21 protein-coding genes, 1 riboswitch and 1 other annotated feature (1 of these 23 cut by a window edge) are annotated in these 22,972 nt (G+C 45.5%); all 21 genes read left to right on the top strand.

The window, feature by feature from the left end:
- Window positions 1-141, top strand: a binding site (T-box leader); it begins 86 nt to the left of the window's first position.
- 53 nt (window positions 142-194) lie between these two features.
- Window positions 195-2,960: an isoleucine--tRNA ligase gene (ileS, locus tag MOF34_RS06995; protein ID WP_268399425.1), complete on the top strand. Its 2,766-nt coding sequence runs from the start codon at window positions 195-197 to the stop codon at window positions 2,958-2,960.
- A gap of 144 nt (window positions 2,961-3,104) precedes the next feature.
- The gene (locus MOF34_RS06990; protein WP_268399422.1) at window positions 3,105-3,479 is read left to right on the top strand and encodes a TraR/DksA family transcriptional regulator; all 375 of its coding nucleotides are present in this window, start codon (window positions 3,105-3,107) and stop codon (window positions 3,477-3,479) included.
- 102 nt (window positions 3,480-3,581) lie between these two features.
- Window positions 3,582-4,046: a signal peptidase II gene (gene lspA, locus MOF34_RS06985; RefSeq protein WP_268399420.1), complete on the top strand. Its 465-nt coding sequence runs from the start codon at window positions 3,582-3,584 to the stop codon at window positions 4,044-4,046.
- Window position 4,047: 1 nt separating this feature from the next.
- Window positions 4,048-4,959 carry an RluA family pseudouridine synthase gene (locus MOF34_RS06980; RefSeq protein ID WP_268399418.1) on the top strand — a complete coding sequence of 304 codons (912 nt, stop codon included), beginning with the start codon at window positions 4,048-4,050 and terminating at the stop codon, window positions 4,957-4,959.
- Between the two features lie 181 nt (window positions 4,960-5,140).
- Window positions 5,141-5,686: a bifunctional pyrimidine operon transcriptional regulator/uracil phosphoribosyltransferase gene (pyrR, locus tag MOF34_RS06975; RefSeq protein ID WP_003221477.1), complete on the top strand. Its 546-nt coding sequence runs from the start codon at window positions 5,141-5,143 to the stop codon at window positions 5,684-5,686.
- 174 nt (window positions 5,687-5,860) lie between these two features.
- A complete protein-coding gene (pyrP, locus tag MOF34_RS06970; RefSeq protein ID WP_019714350.1) occupies window positions 5,861-7,168 on the top strand; it encodes a uracil permease PyrP in 1,308 nt (435 codons plus the stop codon).
- Between the two features lie 143 nt (window positions 7,169-7,311).
- Complete coding sequence (locus tag MOF34_RS06965; RefSeq protein ID WP_268399414.1) at window positions 7,312-8,226, top strand: aspartate carbamoyltransferase catalytic subunit; 915 nt, start codon at window positions 7,312-7,314, stop codon at window positions 8,224-8,226.
- Window positions 8,210-9,496 (top strand): dihydroorotase, encoded by a 1,287-nt coding sequence (locus MOF34_RS06960; protein ID WP_268399413.1) that lies wholly within the window; start codon window positions 8,210-8,212, stop codon window positions 9,494-9,496. Before MOF34_RS06965 ends, MOF34_RS06960 begins: the two co-directional genes overlap by 17 nt.
- On the top strand, window positions 9,493-10,587 hold the full coding sequence (locus MOF34_RS06955) for a carbamoyl phosphate synthase small subunit (RefSeq protein ID WP_019714353.1): 1,095 nt from the start codon (window positions 9,493-9,495) through the stop codon (window positions 10,585-10,587). The genes MOF34_RS06960 and MOF34_RS06955 overlap by 4 nt, the downstream gene beginning before the upstream one ends.
- Window positions 10,572-13,787, top strand: coding sequence for a carbamoyl-phosphate synthase (glutamine-hydrolyzing) large subunit (gene carB / locus MOF34_RS06950; RefSeq protein WP_268399410.1), 3,216 nt, complete (start codon window positions 10,572-10,574; stop codon window positions 13,785-13,787). Before MOF34_RS06955 ends, carB begins: the two co-directional genes overlap by 16 nt.
- Entirely contained in the window at window positions 13,784-14,554 is a 771-nt protein-coding gene (gene pyrK, locus MOF34_RS06945; protein WP_268399408.1) for a dihydroorotate oxidase B electron transfer subunit, read from the top strand. Before carB ends, pyrK begins: the two co-directional genes overlap by 4 nt.
- Window positions 14,554-15,489, top strand: a complete 936-nt coding sequence (locus tag MOF34_RS06940; RefSeq protein ID WP_268399406.1) for a dihydroorotate dehydrogenase — start codon at window positions 14,554-14,556, stop codon at window positions 15,487-15,489. Before pyrK ends, MOF34_RS06940 begins: the two co-directional genes overlap by 1 nt.
- Window positions 15,458-16,177, top strand: coding sequence for an orotidine-5'-phosphate decarboxylase (gene pyrF, locus MOF34_RS06935; RefSeq protein ID WP_268399404.1), 720 nt, complete (start codon window positions 15,458-15,460; stop codon window positions 16,175-16,177). Before MOF34_RS06940 ends, pyrF begins: the two co-directional genes overlap by 32 nt.
- A complete protein-coding gene (gene pyrE / locus MOF34_RS06930) occupies window positions 16,174-16,839 on the top strand; it encodes an orotate phosphoribosyltransferase (RefSeq protein ID WP_284439989.1) in 666 nt (221 codons plus the stop codon). The genes pyrF and pyrE overlap by 4 nt, the downstream gene beginning before the upstream one ends.
- A 111-nt stretch (window positions 16,840-16,950) precedes the next feature.
- Window positions 16,951-17,056: riboswitch (SAM riboswitch) on the top strand.
- A 164-nt stretch (window positions 17,057-17,220) separates the two neighbouring features.
- The gene (locus MOF34_RS06925) at window positions 17,221-17,922 is read left to right on the top strand and encodes a phosphoadenylyl-sulfate reductase (protein WP_003221498.1); all 702 of its coding nucleotides are present in this window, start codon (window positions 17,221-17,223) and stop codon (window positions 17,920-17,922) included.
- Between the two features lie 11 nt (window positions 17,923-17,933).
- Window positions 17,934-18,998, top strand: a complete 1,065-nt coding sequence (cysP, locus tag MOF34_RS06920) for a sulfate permease (RefSeq protein WP_268399399.1) — start codon at window positions 17,934-17,936, stop codon at window positions 18,996-18,998.
- A 48-nt stretch (window positions 18,999-19,046) separates the two neighbouring features.
- Window positions 19,047-20,195: a sulfate adenylyltransferase gene (gene sat / locus MOF34_RS06915; protein WP_268399396.1), complete on the top strand. Its 1,149-nt coding sequence runs from the start codon at window positions 19,047-19,049 to the stop codon at window positions 20,193-20,195.
- A 12-nt stretch (window positions 20,196-20,207) separates the two neighbouring features.
- Window positions 20,208-20,801, top strand: coding sequence for an adenylyl-sulfate kinase (gene cysC / locus MOF34_RS06910; protein WP_268399393.1), 594 nt, complete (start codon window positions 20,208-20,210; stop codon window positions 20,799-20,801).
- A 98-nt stretch (window positions 20,802-20,899) separates the two neighbouring features.
- Entirely contained in the window at window positions 20,900-21,673 is a 774-nt protein-coding gene (cobA, locus tag MOF34_RS06905; RefSeq protein WP_268399390.1) for a uroporphyrinogen-III C-methyltransferase, read from the top strand.
- 2 nt (window positions 21,674-21,675) lie between these two features.
- Window positions 21,676-22,461 (top strand): sirohydrochlorin chelatase, encoded by a 786-nt coding sequence (gene sirB, locus MOF34_RS06900; protein ID WP_268399387.1) that lies wholly within the window; start codon window positions 21,676-21,678, stop codon window positions 22,459-22,461.
- Complete coding sequence (gene sirC / locus MOF34_RS06895) at window positions 22,442-22,930, top strand: precorrin-2 dehydrogenase (protein WP_268399383.1); 489 nt, start codon at window positions 22,442-22,444, stop codon at window positions 22,928-22,930. The genes sirB and sirC overlap by 20 nt, the downstream gene beginning before the upstream one ends.
- Window positions 22,931-22,972 lie beyond the last annotated feature (42 nt).

Raw genomic sequence — 22,972 nt, 5'->3', positions numbered from 1 at the left:
ATGTAGATCAGCCCTTAAGTTTCCTTTCTGAACTCACAGTAGGTTAGGACGTTCATCACGTTACGATGCTCGAGAGGAAAAGGCGTATGCTTGCTTTTTCTAAAAGGGTGGTACCGCGAGATAAGCTTTCTCGTCCCTTATGGGATGAGAGGGCTTTTTTTATTTTCTGAAAAAGTTTCAGTGGAGGAATGAAAATGGATTTTAAAGAAACGCTCTTAATGCCGAAAACAGATTTCCCGATGCGTGGAAATTTGCCAAACCGTGAGCCTGACATTCAAAAGAAATGGGAGGAAGAGGATATCTACCGCCTTGTACAGGAACGGACGAAAGACCGCCCGAAATTTGTTTTACACGACGGACCTCCGTATGCAAACGGCGATATCCATATGGGACACGCGCTTAACAAGATTTTGAAGGACTTTATTGTGCGCTACAAATCAATGAGCGGCTATAACGCGCCGTATGTACCGGGCTGGGATACACACGGATTGCCGATTGAGACGGCTCTCACAAAAAACAAAAAAGTCAACCGCAAAGAAATGTCAGTAGCGGAGTTCCGCAAACTGTGCGAAGAGTACGCTTGGAAGCAAATCGAGGGACAGCGTGAGCAGTTTAAACGCCTTGGTGTCCGCGGTGATTGGGAAAACCCATATGTGACATTAAAACCGGAATACGAAGCGCAGCAAATCCGCGTGTTTGGTGAGATGGCAAAACGAGGTTACATTTATAAAGGTCTTAAACCGGTTAACTGGTCACCTTCAAGTGAATCTGCTTTGGCTGAAGCCGAGATCGAATATCAAGACAAACGTTCAGCATCTATTTACGTTGCTTTCGGTGTGAAAGACGGAAAAGGCGTTCTTGAAAACGGTGAGCGCATCATCATTTGGACAACAACACCTTGGACAATTCCGGCGAACCTCGGAATTTCAGTGCACCCTGATCTTGAGTACAGCGTGATTGCAGTAGGTGAAAATCGCTTTGTCGTAGCAAGTGCTTTAGTCGAAAATGTTGCATCTGCATGCGGATTTGATCAATATGAAGTAACAAGAACGATCAAAGGGAAAGACCTTGAGAACATTATCGCTGAACACCCGCTATATGGCAGAGACTCTCTCGTTATGCTTGGCGAACACGTAACAACTGATGCCGGAACAGGCTGCGTTCACACAGCGCCGGGACACGGGGAAGATGACTTTATCATCGGCCAAAAATACGGTTTGGATGTGCTATGTCCAGTTGATGCAAAAGGTGTAATGACAAGCGAAGCTCCAGGCTTTGAAGGTATGTTCTATGATGATGCGAACAAAGCGATCACGCAGCAGCTTGATGAAAAAGGCGCGCTTGTGAATCTTGAATTCATTACTCACTCTTATCCGCACGATTGGAGAACAAAAAAACCAACCATTTTCAGAGCGACAGCGCAATGGTTTGCGTCTATTAAAGATTTCAGGTCAGACCTGCTGGATGCCATTAAAGAAACCAAATGGGTTCCTGAATGGGGCGAGCAGCGTTTGCACAACATGGTTCGTGACCGCGGAGACTGGTGTATTTCCAGACAGCGTGCATGGGGTGTGCCGATCCCGGTATTTTATGCTGAAAACGGAGAACCGATTATTACAGATGAAACCATTGAATATGTTTCTGAATTATTCAGACAGCACGGATCAAACATTTGGTTTGAAAAAGAAGCGAAGGATCTTCTTCCGGAAGGCTTTACGCATCCTGGCAGCCCGAACGGCACATTTACAAAAGAACAGGACATCATGGATGTTTGGTTTGATTCAGGATCTTCTCATCAAGCAGTGCTTGATGAGCGTGAAGATCTCGTTCGCCCAGCTGATTTATATCTAGAAGGATCTGACCAATATCGCGGCTGGTTTAACTCATCTCTTTCTACAGCAGTGGCTGTAACAGGAAAAGCGCCATATAAAGGTGTGCTCAGCCATGGGTTCGCACTGGATGGAGAAGGACGCAAGATGAGTAAATCGATTGGTAACGTCGTTGTTCCTGCTAAAGTTATGAAACAGCTTGGTGCCGACATCTTGAGATTATGGGTGTCTTCAGTTGATTATCAGGCGGACGTTCGCGTATCTGACGCCATTTTGAAGCAGGTTGCAGAAGTATACCGTAAAATCCGCAATACGTTCCGTTTCCTTCATGGCAACCTATTCGATTTTGATCCAAAAACGAATGCGGTGGCTGTCGAAGACCTTCGCGAAGTGGACCAATATATGCTGATTAAACTGAACAAACTGATTGATAAAGTGAAAAAAGCGTATGACGAGTACGAATTTGCGGTTGTGTATCACAGCATCCATAATTTCTGCACAATCGAATTGAGCTCGTTCTATCTTGATTTCGCAAAAGATATTGTGTACATCGAGCATGCGGATCATCCGGATAGACGCAGCATGCAGACAGTATTCTATGAAACGCTTCTTGCATTAGTGAAGCTTTCAGCGCCTATCCTTCCTCATACGGCTGACGAATTATGGTCTCATTTAACATTTGTTGAAGAGCAGAGCGTTCAGCTGACAGATATGCCGGAAACAATCACGGTTCCAAACAGCGAAGCGACAGAAGATAAGTTTGACCGATTTATGGCTTTCCGTGATGATGTCCTAAAAGCGTTAGAAACTGCGCGGAATGAAAAAGTTATCGGTAAATCATTGGAAGCCAACCTGAAATTGTATCCAAATAAAGAAAACCAAGAGCTCTTGGCTTCCATTAAAGAGAATCTTTCTCAGCTGTTTATTGTTTCTGAGCTGACAATCAGCGAAGAAAAAGAAGCGCCGAACGATGCGCAAAGCTTTGCGACAGGTAAAATTGCTGTCGAGAAAGCCGAAGGCGAAATGTGTGAGAGATCACGTGTGATTTCAAAAGATGTAGGTGCAAATCCGAAATATCCTACACTTTCACTGCGAAACGCTGAAATCGTTGAGAAATACTATCAAAAATAATGGAAAAGGGTCCGGCGTAAAAGCCGGGCTTTTTTTGTGCCAAGAGTGACATCGTTTAGAACGGCAGGAAAAATCTTATGGGCTTTAGATCATCATTCACAGGCAACAATATAGGTACTACGTTAAGAGCAGGAGTTGTGATGAATGGATGATCAACTGACCGCAATATATACGGAACTTCTTCTGACGAAAGAAGAATTACAGTCGAGATTATTTGAGTATTCTTGCTTTCAGGCTTCAACAAGCCCCCAAGCAGCAATCAATCATAAACAAAAAGCAACTCTGATCTATCACATTAAAGAAGAGCTTCAAGACGTTCTCCTCGCATTGTCCAAAATCGAAAACGGTACATTCGGGTACTGCGAAGAAACCGGGGCTCCTATTCCTCTTTCAAAGCTTGCTGTGCTGCCGACTGCCCGTACAGAAAACGATTTTCTTTACTCTGTCCAATTTGAAAAAAAAACGCTTCCGCTGTGGAAATCAACGAATATCGAATATGGCCAGGCACTGTATGAATAACAGTGTCTGGCCGGTTATTATGCCTGATATTTCTTTACTCCAGTGCTTTTTATTGATAAAATGCATAATGGATTAAAGTAACCGTAAACTGGAGGAACGTTTGTGCTGTATTATGTGATCGCACTACTTATTATTGCAGCCGATCAATTGACAAAATGGCTTGTCGTTAAGAACATGGAGCTTGGACAAAGCATTTCGGTCATTGATCAGGTATTCTATATCACCTCCCATCGCAATACGGGTGCTGCATGGGGGATATTAGCCGGTCAGATGTGGTTTTTCTACCTCATTACAACCGCGGTAATTATTGGCATTGTTTATTACATACAGCGTTACACAAAAGGACAAAGGCTTCTTGGCGTGGCCCTCGGACTTATGCTTGGCGGTGCCATCGGCAACTTCATTGATCGGGCTGTCAGACAGGAAGTTGTGGATTTTATCCATGTTATTATTGTGAATTACAATTACCCCATTTTTAACATCGCAGACTCCTCGTTATGTGTCGGCGTAATGCTTTTATTTATACAAATGTTGTTGGACAGCGGGAAAAAGAAAAAGGAGCAATAGCATGAACCAAATTGATATTACCGCTTCAGATGAACAAAAAAGTGAGCGGATTGATAAATTTCTAGCATCGACTGAAAATGATTGGTCGAGAACACAGGTACAGCAATGGGTGAAAGACGGACAAGTTGTCGTGAACGGAAGCCCTGTAAAATCGAATTATAAAATTCAGCCGGGGGATCAGGTGACCGTCACTGTGCCTGAGCCGGAAGCGCTCGACGTGCTGGCAGAACCTATGGATCTTGATATTTACTATGAAGATCAGGATGTGCTGGTCGTCAATAAACCTCGCGGAATGGTTGTGCACCCAGCTCCCGGACACCTTACCGGTACACTTGTAAACGGCCTTATGGCTCATTGTACGGACCTTTCCGGAATAAATGGTGTGATGCGTCCGGGGATCGTCCACAGAATCGATAAGGACACGTCCGGCTTATTAATGGTGGCGAAGAATGATATGGCGCACGAGTCACTTGTAAACCAATTGGTCAACAAAACGGTCACGCGGAAATATACGGCAGTTGTCCATGGGCTTATTTCTCACGATGACGGCACAATTGACGCGCCGATCGGACGGGACAAGAAAGACCGTCAAAGCATGACTGTGACGCGTGATGGCAAAAATGCCGTCACTCATTTCCATGTGCTTGAGCGTTTTCAGGATTTTACGTTGGTGGAATGCCAGCTTGAAACCGGAAGAACGCATCAAATTCGTGTTCATATGAAATATATTGGATTTCCATTAGCCGGCGATCCAAAATACGGTCCGAGAAAAACGATCGATTTTAACGGTCAGGCCCTTCACGCCGGTATTTTAGGATTTGATCATCCCCGCACTGGCGAATATGTCGAATTTGAAGCGCCACTTCCGGAGGATATGGCAGAATTAATCGAAAACCTCAGAAAAAACGATTGACAGACTGTTTCTTTTCTGAAATAATAAACGAAGCTGAATAGATTCTTTAAAACAGTCCAGAGAGGCTGAGAAGGATAACGGATAGACAGGATGCGTGTATATACGCGCACCTTGTCCTAAAACCCCTCTATGCTCTGGCAGGAGGGGTTTTTCTTCTATATGAACTGTGAGGTGTCACATATTGAATCAAAAAGCTGTCATTCTCGATGAACAGGCAATCAGACGGGCGCTGACCAGGATTGCTCACGAAATGATTGAACGCAATAAAGGAATGAATAACTGTATCCTTGTCGGCATCAAGACAAGAGGGATTTACTTGGCAAAACGCCTCGCGGAACGAATCGAACAGATTGAAGGGAATCCTGTAACAGTCGGTGAAATTGATATTACCCTTTATAGAGACGATCTTTCCAAAAAAACGAGCAACGAAGAACCGCTTGTGAAAGGCGCAGATATTCCGGTAGACATCACAGATCAAAAAGTGATCCTCGTAGATGATGTTCTGTACACCGGAAGAACGGTCAGAGCAGGTATGGATGCGCTTGTTGATGTAGGCAGACCTTCCTCTATTCAGCTGGCTGTACTAGTTGACAGAGGACACCGGGAGCTGCCGATACGAGCAGATTATATCGGGAAAAACATCCCGACATCAAAAGCTGAAAAGGTTATGGTTCAGCTTGATGAGGTAGATCAAAACGATCTCGTCGCCATTTATGAAAATGAATAATAGATTACCTTTTTAAAGGCAATCCAGAGAGGTTGCAAAGAGGTGCACAACAAAGTCCCGAAAGTGTTCGGCAGGTCTTTGTATGCCTCTTTGCGTAAAAATAGCAAAGAGGTTTTTTTATACAGTCATTGAGTCAACCTAAAATGAAAGTTAACAATCAGGGGGAAAATCATCATGAGTAAGAAAAAAGTAAATTTAGGAGTCAGGGATGTCCCGACACCTTTCTCTTGGGTTTCATTCAGTCTGCAGCATTTGTTTGCCATGTTTGGCTCAACGATTTTGGTACCGAAGCTGGTCGGAATGAGTCCTGCTGTGGCACTGGTGACAAGCGGCATCGGGACACTTGCTTATCTTCTTATAACGAAAGGGCAAATTCCGGCGTATCTCGGTTCATCCTTCGCCTTTATTTCTCCGATCATACTGGTAAAAGCGACCGGCGGGCCGGGAGCGGCAATGGTCGGGGCGTTTCTTGCAGGGCTAGTATACGGACTGATTGCCTTATTGATCAGGCAGCTTGGAACCGGTTGGCTGATGAAGATTCTCCCGCCTGTCGTCGTAGGCCCCGTTATTATCGTCATCGGGCTGGGGCTGGCAAGTACTGCAGTAAACATGGCGATGTATGCTGATCCGAACGCGAGTGAATTGGTCTACAGCTTAAAGCACTTCAGTGTCGCAGGAGTTACGCTGGCGATCACGATTATTTGCGCAATTTTCTTACGAGGATTTTTAAGCCTGATTCCGGTTCTGATCGGAATCATCGGCGGATACCTGTTTGCCCTTACTCAAGGGATTGTCAACTTCCAGCCGGTGCTTGACGCGAAATGGTTTGCAGTGCCTGAATTTATCATCCCGTTTAAAGACTATTCACCGTCAGTAACACTCGGCATCGCAGCAGCAATGGTTCCCGTCGCGTTTGTGACAATGTCGGAGCATATCGGCCACCAAATGGTGCTGAGCAAAGTTGTTGGACAAGATTTCATTAAAAAACCGGGGCTGCATCGCTCCATTATGGGTGACAGCGTGGCGACCATCCTTGCTTCCTTGATTGGCGGTCCGCCGACAACGACTTACGGAGAAAACATTGGCGTGCTGGCCATCACAAGAGTATTCAGCGTCTTTGTCATCGGCGGTGCGGCGGTGATTGCCCTTTGCTTCGGCTTTATCGGCAAAATCTCAGCACTGATCAGTTCAGTGCCGTCGGCGGTCATGGGAGGTGTCTCCTTCCTGCTGTTTGGAATCATCGCTTCGAGCGGCCTAAGAATGCTGATTGACAACAAAATTGATTATGAAAACAACAGAAACCTTATTATCACATCGGTTATCCTAGTGATCGGTGTAGGAGGCGCATTTATCCAAGTGTCTCAAGGGGGATTCCAAGTGTCAGGAATGGCGCTAGCCGCAATTGTCGGTGTCATCTTAAACCTGGTTCTTCCGCAGTCGAAGGAAGAGCAGGCAGACACATCTGAACAACATCATATCTAAAACCTTTTAAAGAAAGTCCAGAGAGGCTTGGAAGGGTTATGAGGAGAAGGAAGCTCAATGCTGCCCTCTGTTTAACCATACCCCGAGTCTATCTTAGACCGGGGTTTTTTCAGCCTTCAAGTTGAAATGAGAGGGGAAAGAACATGAAGCATTTAACGACGATGAGCGAGCTCAGTATTGAGGAAATCAAAGAATTGCTTCAAACAGCACAAGACCTCAAAAGCGGAAAAACAGACAATCAGCTTATGGGGAAATTTGCAGCAAACCTGTTTTTCGAACCGAGCACGAGAACGCGGTTCAGCTTTGAGGTGGCAGAAAAAAAGCTGGGTATGAATGTGCTGAATCTTGATGGAACAAGTACAAGCGTGCAAAAAGGCGAAACCTTATATGATACCATCCGAACGCTCGAATCAATCGGTGTGGACGTGTGCGTCATCAGGCACAGTGAGGATGAGTACTATAAAGAACTTGTCAGCCAGGTGAAGATCCCGATTCTGAACGCGGGAGACGGATGCGGCCAGCACCCGACGCAATCATTGCTTGATTTAATGACAATTAATGAAGAGTTCCATACGTTCAAAGGGCTTACCGTCTCCATTCATGGCGATATTAAGCACAGCAGAGTGGCTAGATCAAATGCGGAAGTGTTGACAAGACTAGGTGCCCGTGTCCTGTTTTCAGGTCCTTCGGAATGGCAGGATGAAGAAAATCCATTCGGCACGTATGTCTCAATGGATGAAGCAGTTGAGTCTTCCGATGTTGTCATGCTGCTTCGCATTCAAAATGAAAGACATCAGTCCGCTGTCAGTCAGGACGGCTATTTAAACAAATACGGCTTGACCGTAGAGCGGGCTGAGCGTATGAAGCAGCATGCGATTATTATGCATCCAGCTCCGGTAAACAGAGGAGTGGAGATTGATGACAGCTTAGTAGAAAGCAAAAAATCAAGAATCTTCAAACAAATGCAAAATGGCGTATTTATCAGAATGGCAGTGATACAGCGTGCCTTACAAACCAAAGTGAAAAGAGGAGAAACAGCGTATGTCATATCTCATTAAAAATGGCTGGTTACTTAACGAAAATGGTGAAAAAACAGAAGCGGATATTCGAGTGACTGGAGAAATCATCACCGAAATCGGCAGGCTTGATGCAGCGGATGAAGAAACGGTAATTGATGCAAAAGGCTTGCTCGTTTCACCTGGGTTTGTTGATCTCCACGTACACTTCAGAGAGCCGGGCGGAGAGAAAAAAGAAACCATTGAAACCGGTGCAAAAGCAGCGGCGCGCGGCGGCTATACAACAGTAGCGGCAATGCCGAATACGCGGCCGGTCCCTGATACGAAGGAGCAGATGGAATGGGTTCAAAACCGTATTAAAGAAACATCATGTGTCAGAGTTCTTCCGTATGCATCCATTACGATCAGACAAATCGGTGATGAGATGACAAACTTTGAAGCTTTAAAAGAAGCCGGAGCATTTGCTTTTACAGATGACGGTGTTGGTATACAGACAGCAGGAATGATGTATGAAGCGATGAAACGGGCAGCTGCGATCGACAAAGCGATTGTGGCACATTGTGAAGACAACTCCTTAATTTACGGAGGAAGCGTTCATGAGGGGACATTCTCCAAAGCGAACGGGCTCAGCGGCATCCCTTCTGTGTGTGAATCAGTTCATATTGCTCGCGATGTATTGCTGGCTGAGGCGGCAAACTGCCATTATCATGTATGCCATATCAGCACGAAAGAATCTGTGAGAGTCGTGCGTGATGCGAAAAAAGCGGGAATTCGGGTGACAGCAGAAGTTTCACCTCATCATTTACTGCTTTGTGATGAAGACATTCCGGGATTGGATACCAATTATAAAATGAATCCTCCGCTCCGCGGCGCAGAAGACAGAGCTGCTTTAATCGAAGGTCTTTTAGATGGAACGATTGATTTTATCGCAACAGACCATGCGCCGCATACTGAAGAAGAGAAAAATACAGAAATGAGGCTGGCGCCATTTGGAATTGTCGGCTTAGAAACAGCGTTCCCGCTCCTATACACACACTTTGTCAAAAATGGCAGCTGGTCGCTGAAACAGCTGATTGATTACATGACAATCAAACCATGCGAAGCGTTCGGTCTCCCATACGGAACATTACAAACGGGGCAAGTTGCCGACATTACGTTAATCGACCTGGAAAAGGAAGCAGTTATTGACAAAGAGACATTTTTATCAAAAGGAAAAAACACACCATTTAACGGCATCAGCTGCACCGGCTGGCCTGTCGCTACAATTGCGGCAGGGAAGCTTGCTTACGAAGAAGGGAGACTTGTCAAATGAAGAGACGATTAGTACTGGAAAACGGAGCGGTATTCGAGGGAGAAGCTTTCGGAGGCTTAGAACACAGCATGGGAGAAGTCGTTTTTAACACCGGGATGACAGGCTATCAGGAAATATTATCTGATCCTTCTTACTGCGGGCAGATCGTAACATTAACGTATCCGCTTATCGGAAATTACGGCATCAACCGTGATGATTTTGAATCCATTACCCCTTTTGTGAAAGGGCTGATCATTAAAGAATTGTGTGAACAGCCTTCCAATTGGCGTTCAGCATACACATTAGACGAGTATTTAAAAATGAAAAACATTCCGGGACTGCAGGGAATTGATACAAGAAAGCTGACACGAATGATTCGCACGGCAGGCGCGCTAAAAGGAACATTCGCTTCACCTGATGAAGATATCGAAGCGGTGCTGAAAAGACTGAATGAAACTGAACTGCCAAGAAATCAAGTCTCCCAAGTATCGGCCAAGACAGCATATCCGAGCCCTGGAAGAGGCAAACGCATTGTCTTGGTTGATTTCGGCATGAAGCACGGTATTCTTAGAGAGCTGAACAAACGGAAATGTGACGTCATCGTTGTGCCTTACAACATTACAGCGGAAGAAGTGCTTCAGCTGAAACCGGACGGCATCATGCTTTCTAACGGACCTGGAGATCCGAAAGATGTGCCTGAAGCGATTGAGATGATTAAAGGTGTGCTTGGAAAAGTGCCATTATTCGGAATTTGTCTCGGCCACCAGTTATTCGCGCTGGCGTGCGGAGCGAATACTGAAAAAATGAAATTCGGCCACAGGGGCTCGAATCACCCGGTAAAAGAGCTGTCTACCGGAAAAGTCGCCTTAACATCTCAAAACCATGGCTATACAGTCTCATCAATCAGCAAAACAGAACTCGAAGTGACGCATATCGCAATTAACGACGATACGATTGAAGGGCTGAAGCATAAAATACTGCCGGCTTTTACGGTTCAATATCATCCTGAAGCCTCTCCTGGTCCTGAGGATGCCAACCATCTATTTGACAGATTCATCGAAATGATCGAAACAACAGAGAAAGAAGGGGAAGCGGTATGCCAAAACGCGTAGACATTAACAAAATTTTAGTAATTGGATCTGGACCGATCATCATCGGCCAAGCAGCAGAATTTGACTATGCGGGAACCCAAGCTTGCCTCGCATTGAAAGAAGAAGGCTATGAGGTCATCCTTGTCAACTCAAACCCTGCTACGATCATGACAGATACAGAAATGGCTGACCGAGTCTACATCGAACCGCTCACTCCTGAATTCCTGACGCGAATCATCAGAAAAGAGCGCCCGGATGCCATTCTTCCTACTCTCGGAGGCCAAACCGGTTTGAATCTTGCGGTTGAGCTTTCTGAAAGAGGCGTGCTGGAAGAGTGCGGCGTCGAAGTGCTTGGCACGAAGCTGTCTGCGATTCAGCAGGCTGAAGACCGCGATTTGTTCAGAACACTTATGAATGATCTGAATGAGCCGGTGCCAGAAAGTGAAATTATCCACTCTCTTGAAGAAGCAGAAAACTTCGTCAGCCAAATTGGTTTCCCTGTCATTGTCCGCCCGGCATATACATTGGGAGGAACAGGCGGCGGCATCTGCTCGAATGAAACCGAACTGAAAGAAATTGTTGAGAACGGCTTAAAATTAAGCCCGGTGCATCAATGTCTGCTTGAAAAAAGCATCGCGGGCTATAAAGAAATCGAGTATGAAGTGATGCGAGACAGCCAGGACCACGCGATTGTCGTTTGTAATATGGAGAACATTGATCCAGTCGGAATCCACACTGGAGACAGTATTGTTGTCGCGCCAAGCCAAACGCTCAGCGACCGCGAATATCAGCTCTTGCGGAATGTATCGTTAAAACTGATCCGCGCGCTTGGAATCGAAGGTGGATGTAACGTCCAGCTCGCTTTAGATCCAGACAGCTTCCAATACTACATTATTGAAGTAAACCCGCGGGTCAGCCGTTCATCTGCCCTTGCCTCAAAAGCAACGGGATATCCGATTGCAAAGCTTGCTGCTAAAATTGCTGTCGGCCTTTCATTAGATGAAATGATGAACCCAGTGACAGGAAAAACATATGCAGCATTTGAACCGGCTCTTGACTACGTCGTATCCAAAATTCCGCGCTGGCCGTTTGATAAGTTTGAATCAGCAAACAGAAAGCTCGGCACGCAAATGAAAGCGACAGGAGAGGTCATGGCGATCGGCCGCACGCTTGAAGAGTCATTGCTGAAGGCTGTGCGTTCACTGGAAGCGGATGTGTATCATCTTGAATTAAAGGACGCTGGAGACATTTCCGCTGAGCTTCTTGAAAAACGAATTAAAAAGGCCGGTGATGAACGCTTATTCTACTTAGCTGAAGCGTACAGAAGAGGCTATACGGTAAAAGACCTCCATGAATTTTCTGCGATCGACGTCTTCTTCCTGCATAAGCTGTTCGGAATTGTACAGTTTGAAAAAGAATTGAAGGCAAATGCAGGTGATACTGACGTACTGAGGCGGGCAAAAGAATTCGGATTCTCTGATAAGTACATCAGCCGTGAGTGGGAAATGAAAGAATCGGAGCTTTACAGCTTAAGAAAACAAGCGGGAATTGCGCCGGTATTCAAAATGGTGGATACGTGCGCGGCGGAATTTGAATCAGAAACGCCATACTTCTATAGCACATATGAAGAGGAAAATGAATCTGTCGTTACAGAAAAGAAAAGTGTGATAGTGCTTGGTTCGGGGCCGATTCGAATCGGTCAGGGTGTTGAATTCGATTATGCGACTGTTCACTCTGTATGGGCAATTAAACAAGCAGGCTATGAAGCCATTATTGTCAATAACAACCCGGAAACCGTTTCAACAGACTTCAGTATCTCAGACAAGCTGTACTTTGAACCGCTTACGATTGAAGATGTCATGCACATCATTGACCTCGAACAGCCAATGGGCGTTGTCGTACAGTTCGGCGGACAAACTGCGATTAACCTTGCTGACGAGCTTTCTGCACGTGGAGTGAAAATCCTTGGGACTTCGTTAGAAGATTTAGACCGTGCGGAAGATCGGGATAAATTTGAACATGCGCTTGGAGAACTCGGTGTTCCGCAGCCGCTTGGCAAAACAGCGACATCAGTTGATCAGGCGGTAAGCATTGCGAGTGATATCGGCTATCCGGTACTGGTGCGCCCTTCCTATGTACTTGGCGGCCGGGCGATGGAGATTGTGTATTATGAAGAAGAACTGCTTCATTACATGAAAAACGCAGTCAAAATCAATCCGCAGCATCCTGTATTAATTGACAGATATTTAACTGGGAAAGAAATTGAAGTTGATGCAGTATCTGACGGTGAAACAGTCGTCATTCCGGGAATTATGGAGCACATTGAACGGGCGGGCGTTCACTCCGGAGACTCAATCGCTGTTTATCCGCCTCAGTCTCTCACAGAAGACATTAAGAAAAAAATTGAACAGTACACAATAGCACTAGCTAAAGGGCTGAACATTGTCGGTTTGCTCAATATTCAATTTGTCTTATCACAAGGCGAAGTGTACGTGCTCGAAGTAAATCCGAGATCGAGCAGAACCGTACCGTTCTTAAGCAAAATCACGGGTATCCCAATGGCGAACCTTGCTACAAAGGTCATTCTCGGCCAAAAGCTGGCGGCGTTTGGCTATACAGAGGGCCTTCAGCCTGAACAGCAGGGGGTTTTTGTAAAAGCGCCAGTCTTTTCCTTCGCTAAGCTGAGAAGAGTGGACATTACGTTAGGGCCTGAAATGAAATCAACTGGAGAGGTCATGGGGAAAGATTCCACACTTGAAAAAGCGCTCTATAAAGCTCTAATTGCTTCAGGCATTCAAATCCCTAACTACGGATCCGTGCTTTTAACAGTGGCTGATAAGGACAAAGAAGAAGGGCTTGCCATCGCTAAGCGATTCCATGCGATCGGGTATAACATTTTAGCGACCGAAGGAACGGCGGGGTATCTCAAGGAAGCGTCAATTCCAGCGAAGGTCGTCGGAAAAATCGGCCAGGACGGCCCGAACTTGCTAGATGTGATCAGAAACGGAGAAGCGCAGTTTGTCATCAATACGCTGACAAAAGGAAAGCAGCCGGCAAGAGACGGATTTAGAATCAGACGTGAATCAGTAGAAAATGGTGTTGCCTGCTTAACATCTTTAGATACGGCTGAAGCGATACTGCGAGTGCTGGAAAGCATGACATTCCGTGCCGATCAAATGCCGGCAGTCAACACAAATCAGGAGGCGGCAGTCACTATATGAAAAAAGCGTATTTGACAGTATGTTCTAACCAGCAAATTGCAGACCGGGTGTATCAAATGGTTTTGAAAGGGGAGCTTGTCCAAGGGTTTACAACCCCGGGACAGTTCCTTCATCTTAAAGTGAGCGAAGCGGTTACGCCTCTTTTAAGAAGACCAATCAGCATTGCTGACGTCAACTTTGAAAAAAATGAAGTCACTATCATTTATCGAGTAGATGGGGAAGGAACAAGACTCTTATCGATGAAGCAGCAGGGAGAACCTGTGGATGTTCTCGGACCTTTGGGAAATGGCTTTCCTGTCAATGAAGTCCAACCCGGAAAGACGGCTTTGCTGGTAGGAGGCGGTGTAGGTGTCCCGCCTCTCCAAGAGCTGTCGAAACGCTTGAAAGAAAAAGGGGTAAAGGTCATACACGTGTTAGGGTTCCAATCGGCAAAGGATGTTTTTTATGAGGAAGAGTGCCGACAGTATGGAGACACGTATGTGGCAACAGCTGACGGAAGCTACGGGGAAACCGGGTTTGTCACAGATGTCATAAAACAGAAGAATCTAGAGTTTGATATTCTCCTCAGCTGCGGGCCAACAGCGATGCTGAAGGCATTAAAACAGGAATATGCCCATAAAGAAGTTTACCTGTCTATGGAGGAACGAATGGGCTGCGGAATCGGCGCCTGCTTCGCGTGTGTGTGCCATACAAACGAAAGTGAGACATCCTACGTAAAAGTATGTCTCGACGGACCTGTATTTAAAGCTCAGGAGGTGGCGCTGTAATGCTAGAGGTCAAACTGCCTGGACTTGAATTGAAAAATCCGATCATTCCGGCATCAGGCTGCTTCGGTTTTGGAAAAGAATTTGAGCGTTTTTATGATTTATCTTGTCTTGGAGCCATTATGATCAAAGCTACGACACAGGAACCTCGCTTCGGGAACCCGACACCTAGAGTAGCTGAGACTGGCGCTGGAATGCTCAATGCGATCGGTCTCCAAAATCCGGGGCTGGAAAGCGTTTTGCAAAATGAGCTGCCGTGGCTTGAACAGTTTGATACGCCGATAATTGCAAATGTTGCAGGCTCTCAAGTCGAGGAGTATGTTGAAGTCGCAGAGCATATCAGCCAAGCGCCTAATGTTCATGCTCTTGAATTGAACATTTCTTGTCCGAATGTGAAAACAGGCGGAATTGCTTTTGGCACGAATCCTGAAATGGCTGCTGATTTGACGAAGGCGGTTAAAAAGGTTTCGGATGTACCCGTTTATGTAAAGCTTTCCCCGAACGTGGCAAATATCACAGAAATTGCATCTGCGATCGAAGAAGCGGGAGCGGACGGCCTTACAATGATTAACACATTAATCGGCATGAGGCTTGATTTAAAATCAGGAAAACCGATATTAGCGAATAAAACAGGGGGGCTTTCCGGCCCTGCCGTGAAGCCGGTTGCCATTCGCATGGTGTATGAAGTCAGCCAAGCGGTCAATATTCCGATTATTGGTATGGGAGGCGTGCAGACGGCCGAAGATGCACTGGAGTTTCTTCTCGCGGGAGCAAGCGCGGTAGCTGTCGGAACAGCAAACTTTGTGAATCCTTTTGCATGCCCGGACATTATTGAACAGCTCCCTGCTGTTTTACGCCAATACGGCTATGAATCTGTTGAAGAATGCATCGGAAGGAGCTGGAACCATGAAAAACAACCTGCCCATCATCGCGCTTGATTTTGCATCAGCTGAAGAAACACTTGCGTTCTTAGCGCCTTTTCAGCTAGAACCGTTATTTGTAAAGGTTGGAATGGAACTTTTTTATCAAGAAGGACCATCTATAGTTAAACAATTAAAAGAAAGAAATTGCGAGCTGTTTCTAGATTTAAAGCTTCATGACATCCCGACCACTGTAAACAAAGCGATGAAGCGCCTTGCTGGTCTCGGGGTGGACCTCGTCAATGTTCATGCGGCCGGAGGCAAAAAAATGATGCAAGCAGCCCTGGAAGGCTTAGAAGAAGGAACGCCGTCCGGAAAAAAACGCCCGTCACTTATCGCGGTAACCCAGCTGACAAGCACATCTGAACAAATGATGAAGAATGAACTGCTGATCGAAAAGCCTCTGATCGACACGGTTGTGCACTACAGCAAGCTGGCAGAAGAAAGCGGGCTTGATGGAGTGGTCTGCTCTGTTCATGAAGCAAAAGTCATTTACCAATCGGTGTCGCCTTCATTTCTGACTGTCACTCCGGGGATCAGGATGTCTGAGGACGCTGCGAATGACCAAATTCGCGTAGCGACACCTGCAATTGCAAGAGAGAAAGGGTCATCAGCAATTGTGGTAGGACGCTCGATTACAAAAGCGAAAAACCCAGTAAAAGCCTATGAAGCTGTCAGACTCGAATGGGAGGGAATCAAATTATGAAACAAATCATCGCAAAACATCTATTAGACATCCAAGCTGTATTTTTACGCCCGAACGAGCCATTTACATGGGCAAGCGGCATTTTATCGCCAATCTACTGTGACAACCGCCTTACGCTATCTTTCCCAGAGGTCAGAAATGATGTCGCCTCAGGCATCAGCAAGCTTGTCGAAGAGCATTTTCCTGAAGCTGAAATGATTGCTGGAACAGCAACAGCCGGTATTCCTCATGCTGCTCTGGCGGCTGACCGATTGAATCTTCCGATGTGTTATGTGAGAAGCAAGCCGAAAGCGCACGGAAAAGGCAATCAGATTGAGGGAGCTGTTCAAAAGGGGCAAAAAACTGTCGTCATTGAAGACTTAATCTCCACAGGAGGAAGCGTACTTGAAGCTTCGGCAGCTTTACAAGCGGCTGGCAGTGAAGTGCTCGGTGTCGTCTCGATTTTTACGTACGGGCTCCCTAAAGCGCGGGAAGCATTTGCAAAGGCAGAACTGCCATATTACTCTTTAACAGATTATGATACGCTTACAGAGGTCGCGCTTGAAAACGGAAATATTCATTCAGACGATCTGGAAAAGCTGAAAACGTGGAAACAAAATCCCGAGTCAACAGATTGGTTTAAAAAACAACAAATAAATTTCGGTGATGTGCAGAGGCTTTAAAGCCTTGCTGTACTTTAAATCAGGCCACTCGGCCTGTTTTTTTATTAATCCTATAAAAAAAGTCGGGTTGACTTATGTTAGAATTGTGCTAAAATTTACTACAAATCTAAAAACTTATCAAGAGCGGCTGAGGGACTGGACCTATGAAGCCCGGCAACCTGCATAGTTTGTAAGGTGCTACTTCCAGCAAAATGAATTCCATTTTGAAAGATAAGGGCTACATGCTGTTCCTGTCTTTCTTTCCGCCGGATTGAAAGTTTTTTATTTTAAGAGGAAAAAAGGCTGATTTTGATAACAGCAGCCGCGCATCACATTACAATTGGAAAAAGACAACCGGCAGAAAGCTACTGTTTGTTTGTCTCCGAAAGGAGGAAAGAAGAAATGTTAACGTACGATAATTGGGAAGAACCAACGATTACATTTCCGGAAGACGATCCTTATAAAGGAGCGCTGTCAGTTTTAAAGTGGGCATACGGCCATTACGGCAATCAGCTTGTTTATGCCTGCAGTTTCGGAATTGAGGGAATCGTTCTGATTGACTTAATTTATAAAGTGAAAAAAGACGCAGAGATTGTGTTTCTTGATACAGGACTTCATTTTAAGGAAACCTATGAAACGATTGAACGAGTGAAAGAACGTTATCCAGGTCTTAATATCATCCTGAAAAAACCAGACCTTACCCTTGAGGAGCAAGCCGAAGAACATGGTGACAAACTGTGGGAAAGAGAACCGAATCAGTGCTGCTATCTTAGAAAGGTTGTCCCTTTAAGAGAAGCACTGTCAGGACACCCAGCCTGGCTTTCTGGTCTGCGCCGCGATCAAGGGCCGAGCCGTGCCAATACGAATTTCTTAAACAAAGATGAAAAATTTAAATCAGTAAAAGTATGCCCGCTTATCCATTGGACTTGGAAAGACATTTGGAGATACACTTCCCGGAATGAGCTGGACTACAATCCGCTTCATGACCAAGGATATCCAAGTATTGGCTGCGCGCCTTGCACGGCTCCTGCTTTTACCGCAGAGGATTTACGTTCAGGCAGATGGAATGGTATGGCGAAAACAGAATGCGGACTGCATGAATAAGGAGCTGCAAAATGGAACTAGCCGCTATATTATTTAGCTTGTTTTTCGCGATGAATATTGGTGCAAGCGGCGCTGCAGCTTCGATGGGAGTTGCTTACGGCTCTGGAGCCATCAAAAAGAAAACCTACGCTTTGATCCTGTGCGCAGTCGGTGTGCTGGCCGGGGCGGTCATTGGCGGGGGAGAGGTTGTAAAAACCATCAGCTCCGGGATTATTCCCGAGCAGACGATTACACTGACGATTGTTTGTATTATTATTGGAGCCGCTGCGCTGTCGCTCTTTACGGCTAATCTCCTCGGCATTCCTTTGTCGACAAGTGAAGTTACAGTCGGCGCAGTTGTCGGTGTGGGAGTGGCTTACAAAGTATTGTTTGTGAACAACCTGCTGGTCATTGTGTCGTTTTGGGTTTTCGTCCCGCTGTTCGCTTTCGGTTTTACCTATTTTGTATCTAAGCTGTTTCGTTATTTTAAGATTGAAATTACATCTTCTAAAAAGCAAAAAATCCTTGGCATAGTTTTGTTAGGTGCAGGATTTTTTGAAGCATTCTCTGCCGGTATGAACAATGTGGCAAATGCCGTTGGCCCATTAGTAGCGGCCGGTGTGCTGGATGTAACGAAAGGAACCTTGTACGGGGGAGCTTTTGTTGCTCTTGGCGCGTTGTTATTAGGTCGCCGGGTGTTAGAAACAAACGGGAAGAAAATTACGAGATTTTCAAAAGGAGAAGGCATTCTCCTATCCGGTACAGGAGCCGGACTGGTAATCATCAGTTCTGTATTTGGGATGCCGGTGCCATTGGCGCAAGTCACGTCATCGTCTATTATCGGAATAGGCATGGCAAAAAACGGTCCGAACGTGTTCCATAAACAAGTTGTTCAAACGATGTTGAAGGTATGGATCGTATCGCCGTTTTTATCTTTATCAATTTCTTATCTGCTTGTATCCTTGTTTTTAAAAGCGGATTATTATTCAATCTTTATCATGGTAAGTGTGCTTTTAGCGACGGGCGGTGCCGTCAGCCTGATGAAGGCCATACGTAAAGAGAGACGCTCGGTCCACGAACAAGGCGGGGGAATCTGACTATTAATCTGAGTTATTTTATATGTTAACTAGGAGGAAATCGATATTATGAGCTTAGCACCACACGGAGGAACATTAGTAAACAGAGTAGATGAATCATATGATGTGAGCAGCATTCAAAAAGAAATTGAACTCGATTTGATTTCTTTTGCAGATTTGGAATTAATAGGGATAGGTGCATACAGCCCGATCGAAGGCTTCTTTAATGAAAAAGATTACGTATCTGTTGTCGAAAGCATGCGTCTTTCTTCCGGCGTTGTCTGGTCCCTTCCAATTACGCTTCCGGTTGATGCGCAAAAAGCAGCGGAACTGTCAGTCGGTGAAACGGTAAAGTTAACGTATGAAGGAGAAACATACGGCGTTATCCAAATCGAAGACCTGTACGTGCCTGACAAACAAAAAGAAGCTGTCAATGTGTATAAAACGGATGAGCAGGAGCACCCGGGTGTTAAAAAGCTTTTCAGCCGCGGCAATACATACGTCGGCGGACCAATCACATTGATGAAAAAGGCTTCAAAACAGTTCCCTGAGTTTACGTTTGAACCGGCGGAAACAAGACGCCAGTTTGCGGAAAAAGGCTGGGAAACCATTGTTGGTTTCCAAACAAGAAATCCTGTTCACAGAGCGCATGAATACATTCAAAAAACGGCTCTTGAAACAGTAGACGGCTTGTTTTTAAACCCGCTGGTAGGTGAAACAAAATCTGATGACATCCCAGCTGATGTGCGGATGGAAAGCTACCAAGTGCTTCTTGACAATTATTACCCGAAAGACCGTGTGTTCCTCGGTGTCTTCTTAGCGGCGATGCGTTATGCAGGACCGAGAGAAGCGATTTTCCACGCGCTTGTCAGAAAGAACTACGGCTGCACGCATTTCATTGTCGGCCGCGATCACGCAGGTGTAGGTGACTATTACGGAACGTACGAGGCGCAGGAACTGTTTGACACATTTAAAGCTGAAGAGCTCGGGATTACACCGCTGAAATTCGAGCACAGCTTTTTCTGTGAAAAATGCGGAAATATGGGGACAGCGAAAACGTGCCCTCACGGCAGAGAACACCACGTCATTTTATCAGGAACTAAGGTAAGAGGCATGCTGAGAGACGGTGTGCTCCCGCCTGCAGAATTCAGCCGCGCAGAAGTTGTAGAAGTGTTAATCAGAGGGATGAAGAAAAAAGAAGAAGCAGGCGTATCTTAAGGGGGACTGGCAGTGACAAATCGCGATATCGTATGGCATGAAGCCTCTATTACAAAAGAAGAATACCAGCAAAAAAATAAGCACAAAAGCTCCATTCTCTGGCTGACAGGGTTGAGCGGTTCAGGCAAATCAACTATTGCCAATGCCGCTGCGAGAGAATTGTTTGAGCAGGGCTACCAAGTCATTGTGCTGGACGGGGATAATATCCGTCACGGCTTAAATAAGGATCTTGGTTTTTCTGACGAAGACCGAAAAGAAAATATCCGCAGAATCGGAGAGGTGGCAAAGCTTTTTGTTCAGCAGGGCACCATTGTGATTACTGCTTTTATCTCTCCTTTCCGCGAGGACAGAGAACAGGTTCGCCAGCTTGTAGAAGCAGGCGAATTCAATGAAGTATACATTAAATGCGACCTCGATATTTGTGAACAAAGAGATCCGAAAGGGCTTTATAAAAAAGCAAGAAACGGAGAAATCCCGTTCTTTACAGGAATTGATTCTCCTTATGAGGAGCCGGATGCACCGGAGCTCGTTCTTGATTCAGGACAGTATGACCGTGAAGCGTGCAAAAATCAGCTGATCGAGTTTGTCAAACAAAAATTGAGCTAAATATGATCTGCTGTGTTCTTATCAGATGCCGGAATGCAAGCGAGAACAACATCACAGCAAATGTTCTGGAAGAACTCGAATAGATCGGGGGAAATACGATGGGGAAAGTATATATTGTAGGAGCGGGTCCCGGTGACCCTGATCTGCTCACAATTAAAGCGCTAAAAGCCATTGAAAAAGCTGATGTCATCTTATATGACAGATTAGTCAATAAAGAGATTTTACAATATGCCAAAGAGCAAGCAGACCTGATCTACTGCGGGAAGCTTCCAGATTTTCATACGATGCAGCAGGAAACCATCAATCGATTTCTTGTAAAGTATGCGCAAAAAGGGAAAACCGTTGTCAGACTGAAAGGCGGAGACCCTTTTGTGTTCGGAAGGGGAGGGGAAGAAGCGGAATGTCTCTCTGAAAACGGAATTCCGTTTGAAATCATCCCCGGCATTACGTCAGGAATTGCGGCAGCGGCTTATGCCGGGATTCCTGTTACTCATCGGGATGCGGGCTCTAACGTCGCTTTTGTAACGGGTCATTATAAAAAAGACGAAGATTTTGAGGATAAGTGGAAAGCGCTGGCTACAGGAATTGATACACTTGTCATCTATATGGGTATCAAAAACGTGCAGCAGATTGAAAGAAAACTTCTTGAAAACGGCCGGGACGGTTCTACGCCGGCAGCCTTTATTCACTGGGGAACAACGGATAAGCAAAAATCTGTTTTTTGTACAGTTGACACTCTTTCAGAAACGGTGATAAAAGAAGACATTAAAAATCCGAGTTTAATTGTCATTGGAAATGTTGTAAATTATCACTATAAGCTGGAATGGTTTGAATCTGAGCTGAAAAAACACGATTTAAGCGAGGCGTTGTAAGAATGAAACAAGCGATTTTATATGTCGGTCACGGCAGCCGGGTAAAAAAGGCGCAGCAAGAAGCCGCAGCCTTTTTGGAAGGATGCAAGGCGCACGTTTCTGCGCCTGTACAAGAAATCAGCTTTTTAGAGCTTCAGGAGCCGACAATTGAGACAGGGTTTGAAGCATGTGTGAAGCAAGGCGCCACTCATATCGCAGTGGTGCCTCTGCTTCTTTTAACAGCTGCGCATGCAAAACATGATATTCCGGAAGAAATTGCGCGTGCTGCATCCCGATATCCTTCAATCCGTATTTCATATGGGAAGCCGATCGGGATTGATGTAGAAGTAGTCAAAGCTGTATATCACCGAATGAAGGACATAGGTGTTCCGTATGAAAATGCAAGAGTTGTGCTTATCGGAAGGGGAAGTTCAGATCCCGACGTAAAAAGAGACGTAACCGGAATTGCCAATCTTCTTCAACACATGATTCCGGTCAAGGAAGTCATCCCGTGCTTTTTGACAGCGTGCGATCCGAATTACAAAGAGGTTTTTTCAAAACTTAAAAAAGATGACGGCGTGACAACCTTGGTTGTTCCCTATTTGCTTTTTACCGGCATGCTGATGAATGAAATCGAACGAGAGGTTCAGACATTAAAGGCTGATAATCCGAATGTCTACCTTTCTTCTTATATCGGATTCCACCCTCATGTGAAAAACGCATTTTTGAACCGTGTGAGAGAAACTGCTGAAAATCCTGAGGGACAATTTGATTTTGACGGAGGTTCATATGCTCCCGCTGCACATTAGCCTGGAAAAAAAGAAGGTTGTCATTGCGGGCGGGGGCAGCATCGCTCTCAGAAGGCTGAAAACGGTGCTTTTTGAGGGGGCTGATATTACGCTTGTCAGTCCGGATGTTGAACCGGAAATCAAGCAGATGGCAGAAAACGGCCGTATCAGATGGGTCAGCCGTGCGATTGAAGAAGAAGATTATTTCGATGCTTTTTTGATTATTGCCGCGACGGATAATGCGGCAGTGAACAAAGAAATTGTTCAAACTGCTTCACCTTTTCAGCTTGTTAATTGTGTCAGTGACGCTGAGCTTGGCAATGTGTACATACCGAAAATCGTAAAAAGAGGGCATGTTACGGTGTCTGTTTCTACAAACGGAGCCAGTCCAAAGCATACAAAGGAACTGGCTGGAAAAGTGGATAAGCTGATTGACGGCGATTTTGTAGATGAAGTTGACAGGCTTTATCAGGTAAGAAGAAAGAAATAAGCCAGAGCATACAATGCTCTGGCTCAGGCTGTCGAGAAAATC

Origin of the sequence: Bacillus sp. T17B1 (assembly GCF_026796395.1) — a bacterium.
In the GTDB taxonomy this organism is placed as follows: domain Bacteria; phylum Bacillota; class Bacilli; order Bacillales; family Bacillaceae; genus Bacillus; species Bacillus spizizenii_A.
This window is presented reverse-complemented; position numbering and strand designations above follow the sequence as displayed.

Bases quoted from the DNA above. Each gene is read 5' to 3' on its own strand.
- ileS (WP_268399425.1), top strand. From the start codon at position 195: ATGGATTTTAAAGAAACGCTCTTAATGCCGAAAACAGATTTCCCGATG.
- MOF34_RS06990 (WP_268399422.1), top strand. From the start codon at position 3,105: ATGGATGATCAACTGACCGCAATATATACGGAACTTCTTCTGACGAAA.
- MOF34_RS06980 (WP_268399418.1), top strand. From the start codon at position 4,048: ATGAACCAAATTGATATTACCGCTTCAGATGAACAAAAAAGTGAGCGG.
- pyrP (WP_019714350.1), top strand. From the start codon at position 5,861: ATGAGTAAGAAAAAAGTAAATTTAGGAGTCAGGGATGTCCCGACACCT.
- MOF34_RS06965 (WP_268399414.1), top strand. From the start codon at position 7,312: ATGAAGCATTTAACGACGATGAGCGAGCTCAGTATTGAGGAAATCAAA.
- MOF34_RS06960 (WP_268399413.1), top strand. From the start codon at position 8,210: ATGTCATATCTCATTAAAAATGGCTGGTTACTTAACGAAAATGGTGAA.
- MOF34_RS06955 (WP_019714353.1), top strand. From the start codon at position 9,493: ATGAAGAGACGATTAGTACTGGAAAACGGAGCGGTATTCGAGGGAGAA.
- carB (WP_268399410.1), top strand. From the start codon at position 10,572: ATGCCAAAACGCGTAGACATTAACAAAATTTTAGTAATTGGATCTGGA.
- pyrK (WP_268399408.1), top strand. From the start codon at position 13,784: ATGAAAAAAGCGTATTTGACAGTATGTTCTAACCAGCAAATTGCAGAC.
- MOF34_RS06940 (WP_268399406.1), top strand. From the start codon at position 14,554: ATGCTAGAGGTCAAACTGCCTGGACTTGAATTGAAAAATCCGATCATT.
- pyrF (WP_268399404.1), top strand. From the start codon at position 15,458: ATGAAAAACAACCTGCCCATCATCGCGCTTGATTTTGCATCAGCTGAA.
- pyrE (WP_284439989.1), top strand. From the start codon at position 16,174: ATGAAACAAATCATCGCAAAACATCTATTAGACATCCAAGCTGTATTT.
- MOF34_RS06925 (WP_003221498.1), top strand. From the start codon at position 17,221: ATGTTAACGTACGATAATTGGGAAGAACCAACGATTACATTTCCGGAA.
- cysP (WP_268399399.1), top strand. From the start codon at position 17,934: ATGGAACTAGCCGCTATATTATTTAGCTTGTTTTTCGCGATGAATATT.
- sat (WP_268399396.1), top strand. From the start codon at position 19,047: ATGAGCTTAGCACCACACGGAGGAACATTAGTAAACAGAGTAGATGAA.
- cobA (WP_268399390.1), top strand. From the start codon at position 20,900: ATGGGGAAAGTATATATTGTAGGAGCGGGTCCCGGTGACCCTGATCTG.
- sirB (WP_268399387.1), top strand. From the start codon at position 21,676: ATGAAACAAGCGATTTTATATGTCGGTCACGGCAGCCGGGTAAAAAAG.
- sirC (WP_268399383.1), top strand. From the start codon at position 22,442: ATGCTCCCGCTGCACATTAGCCTGGAAAAAAAGAAGGTTGTCATTGCG.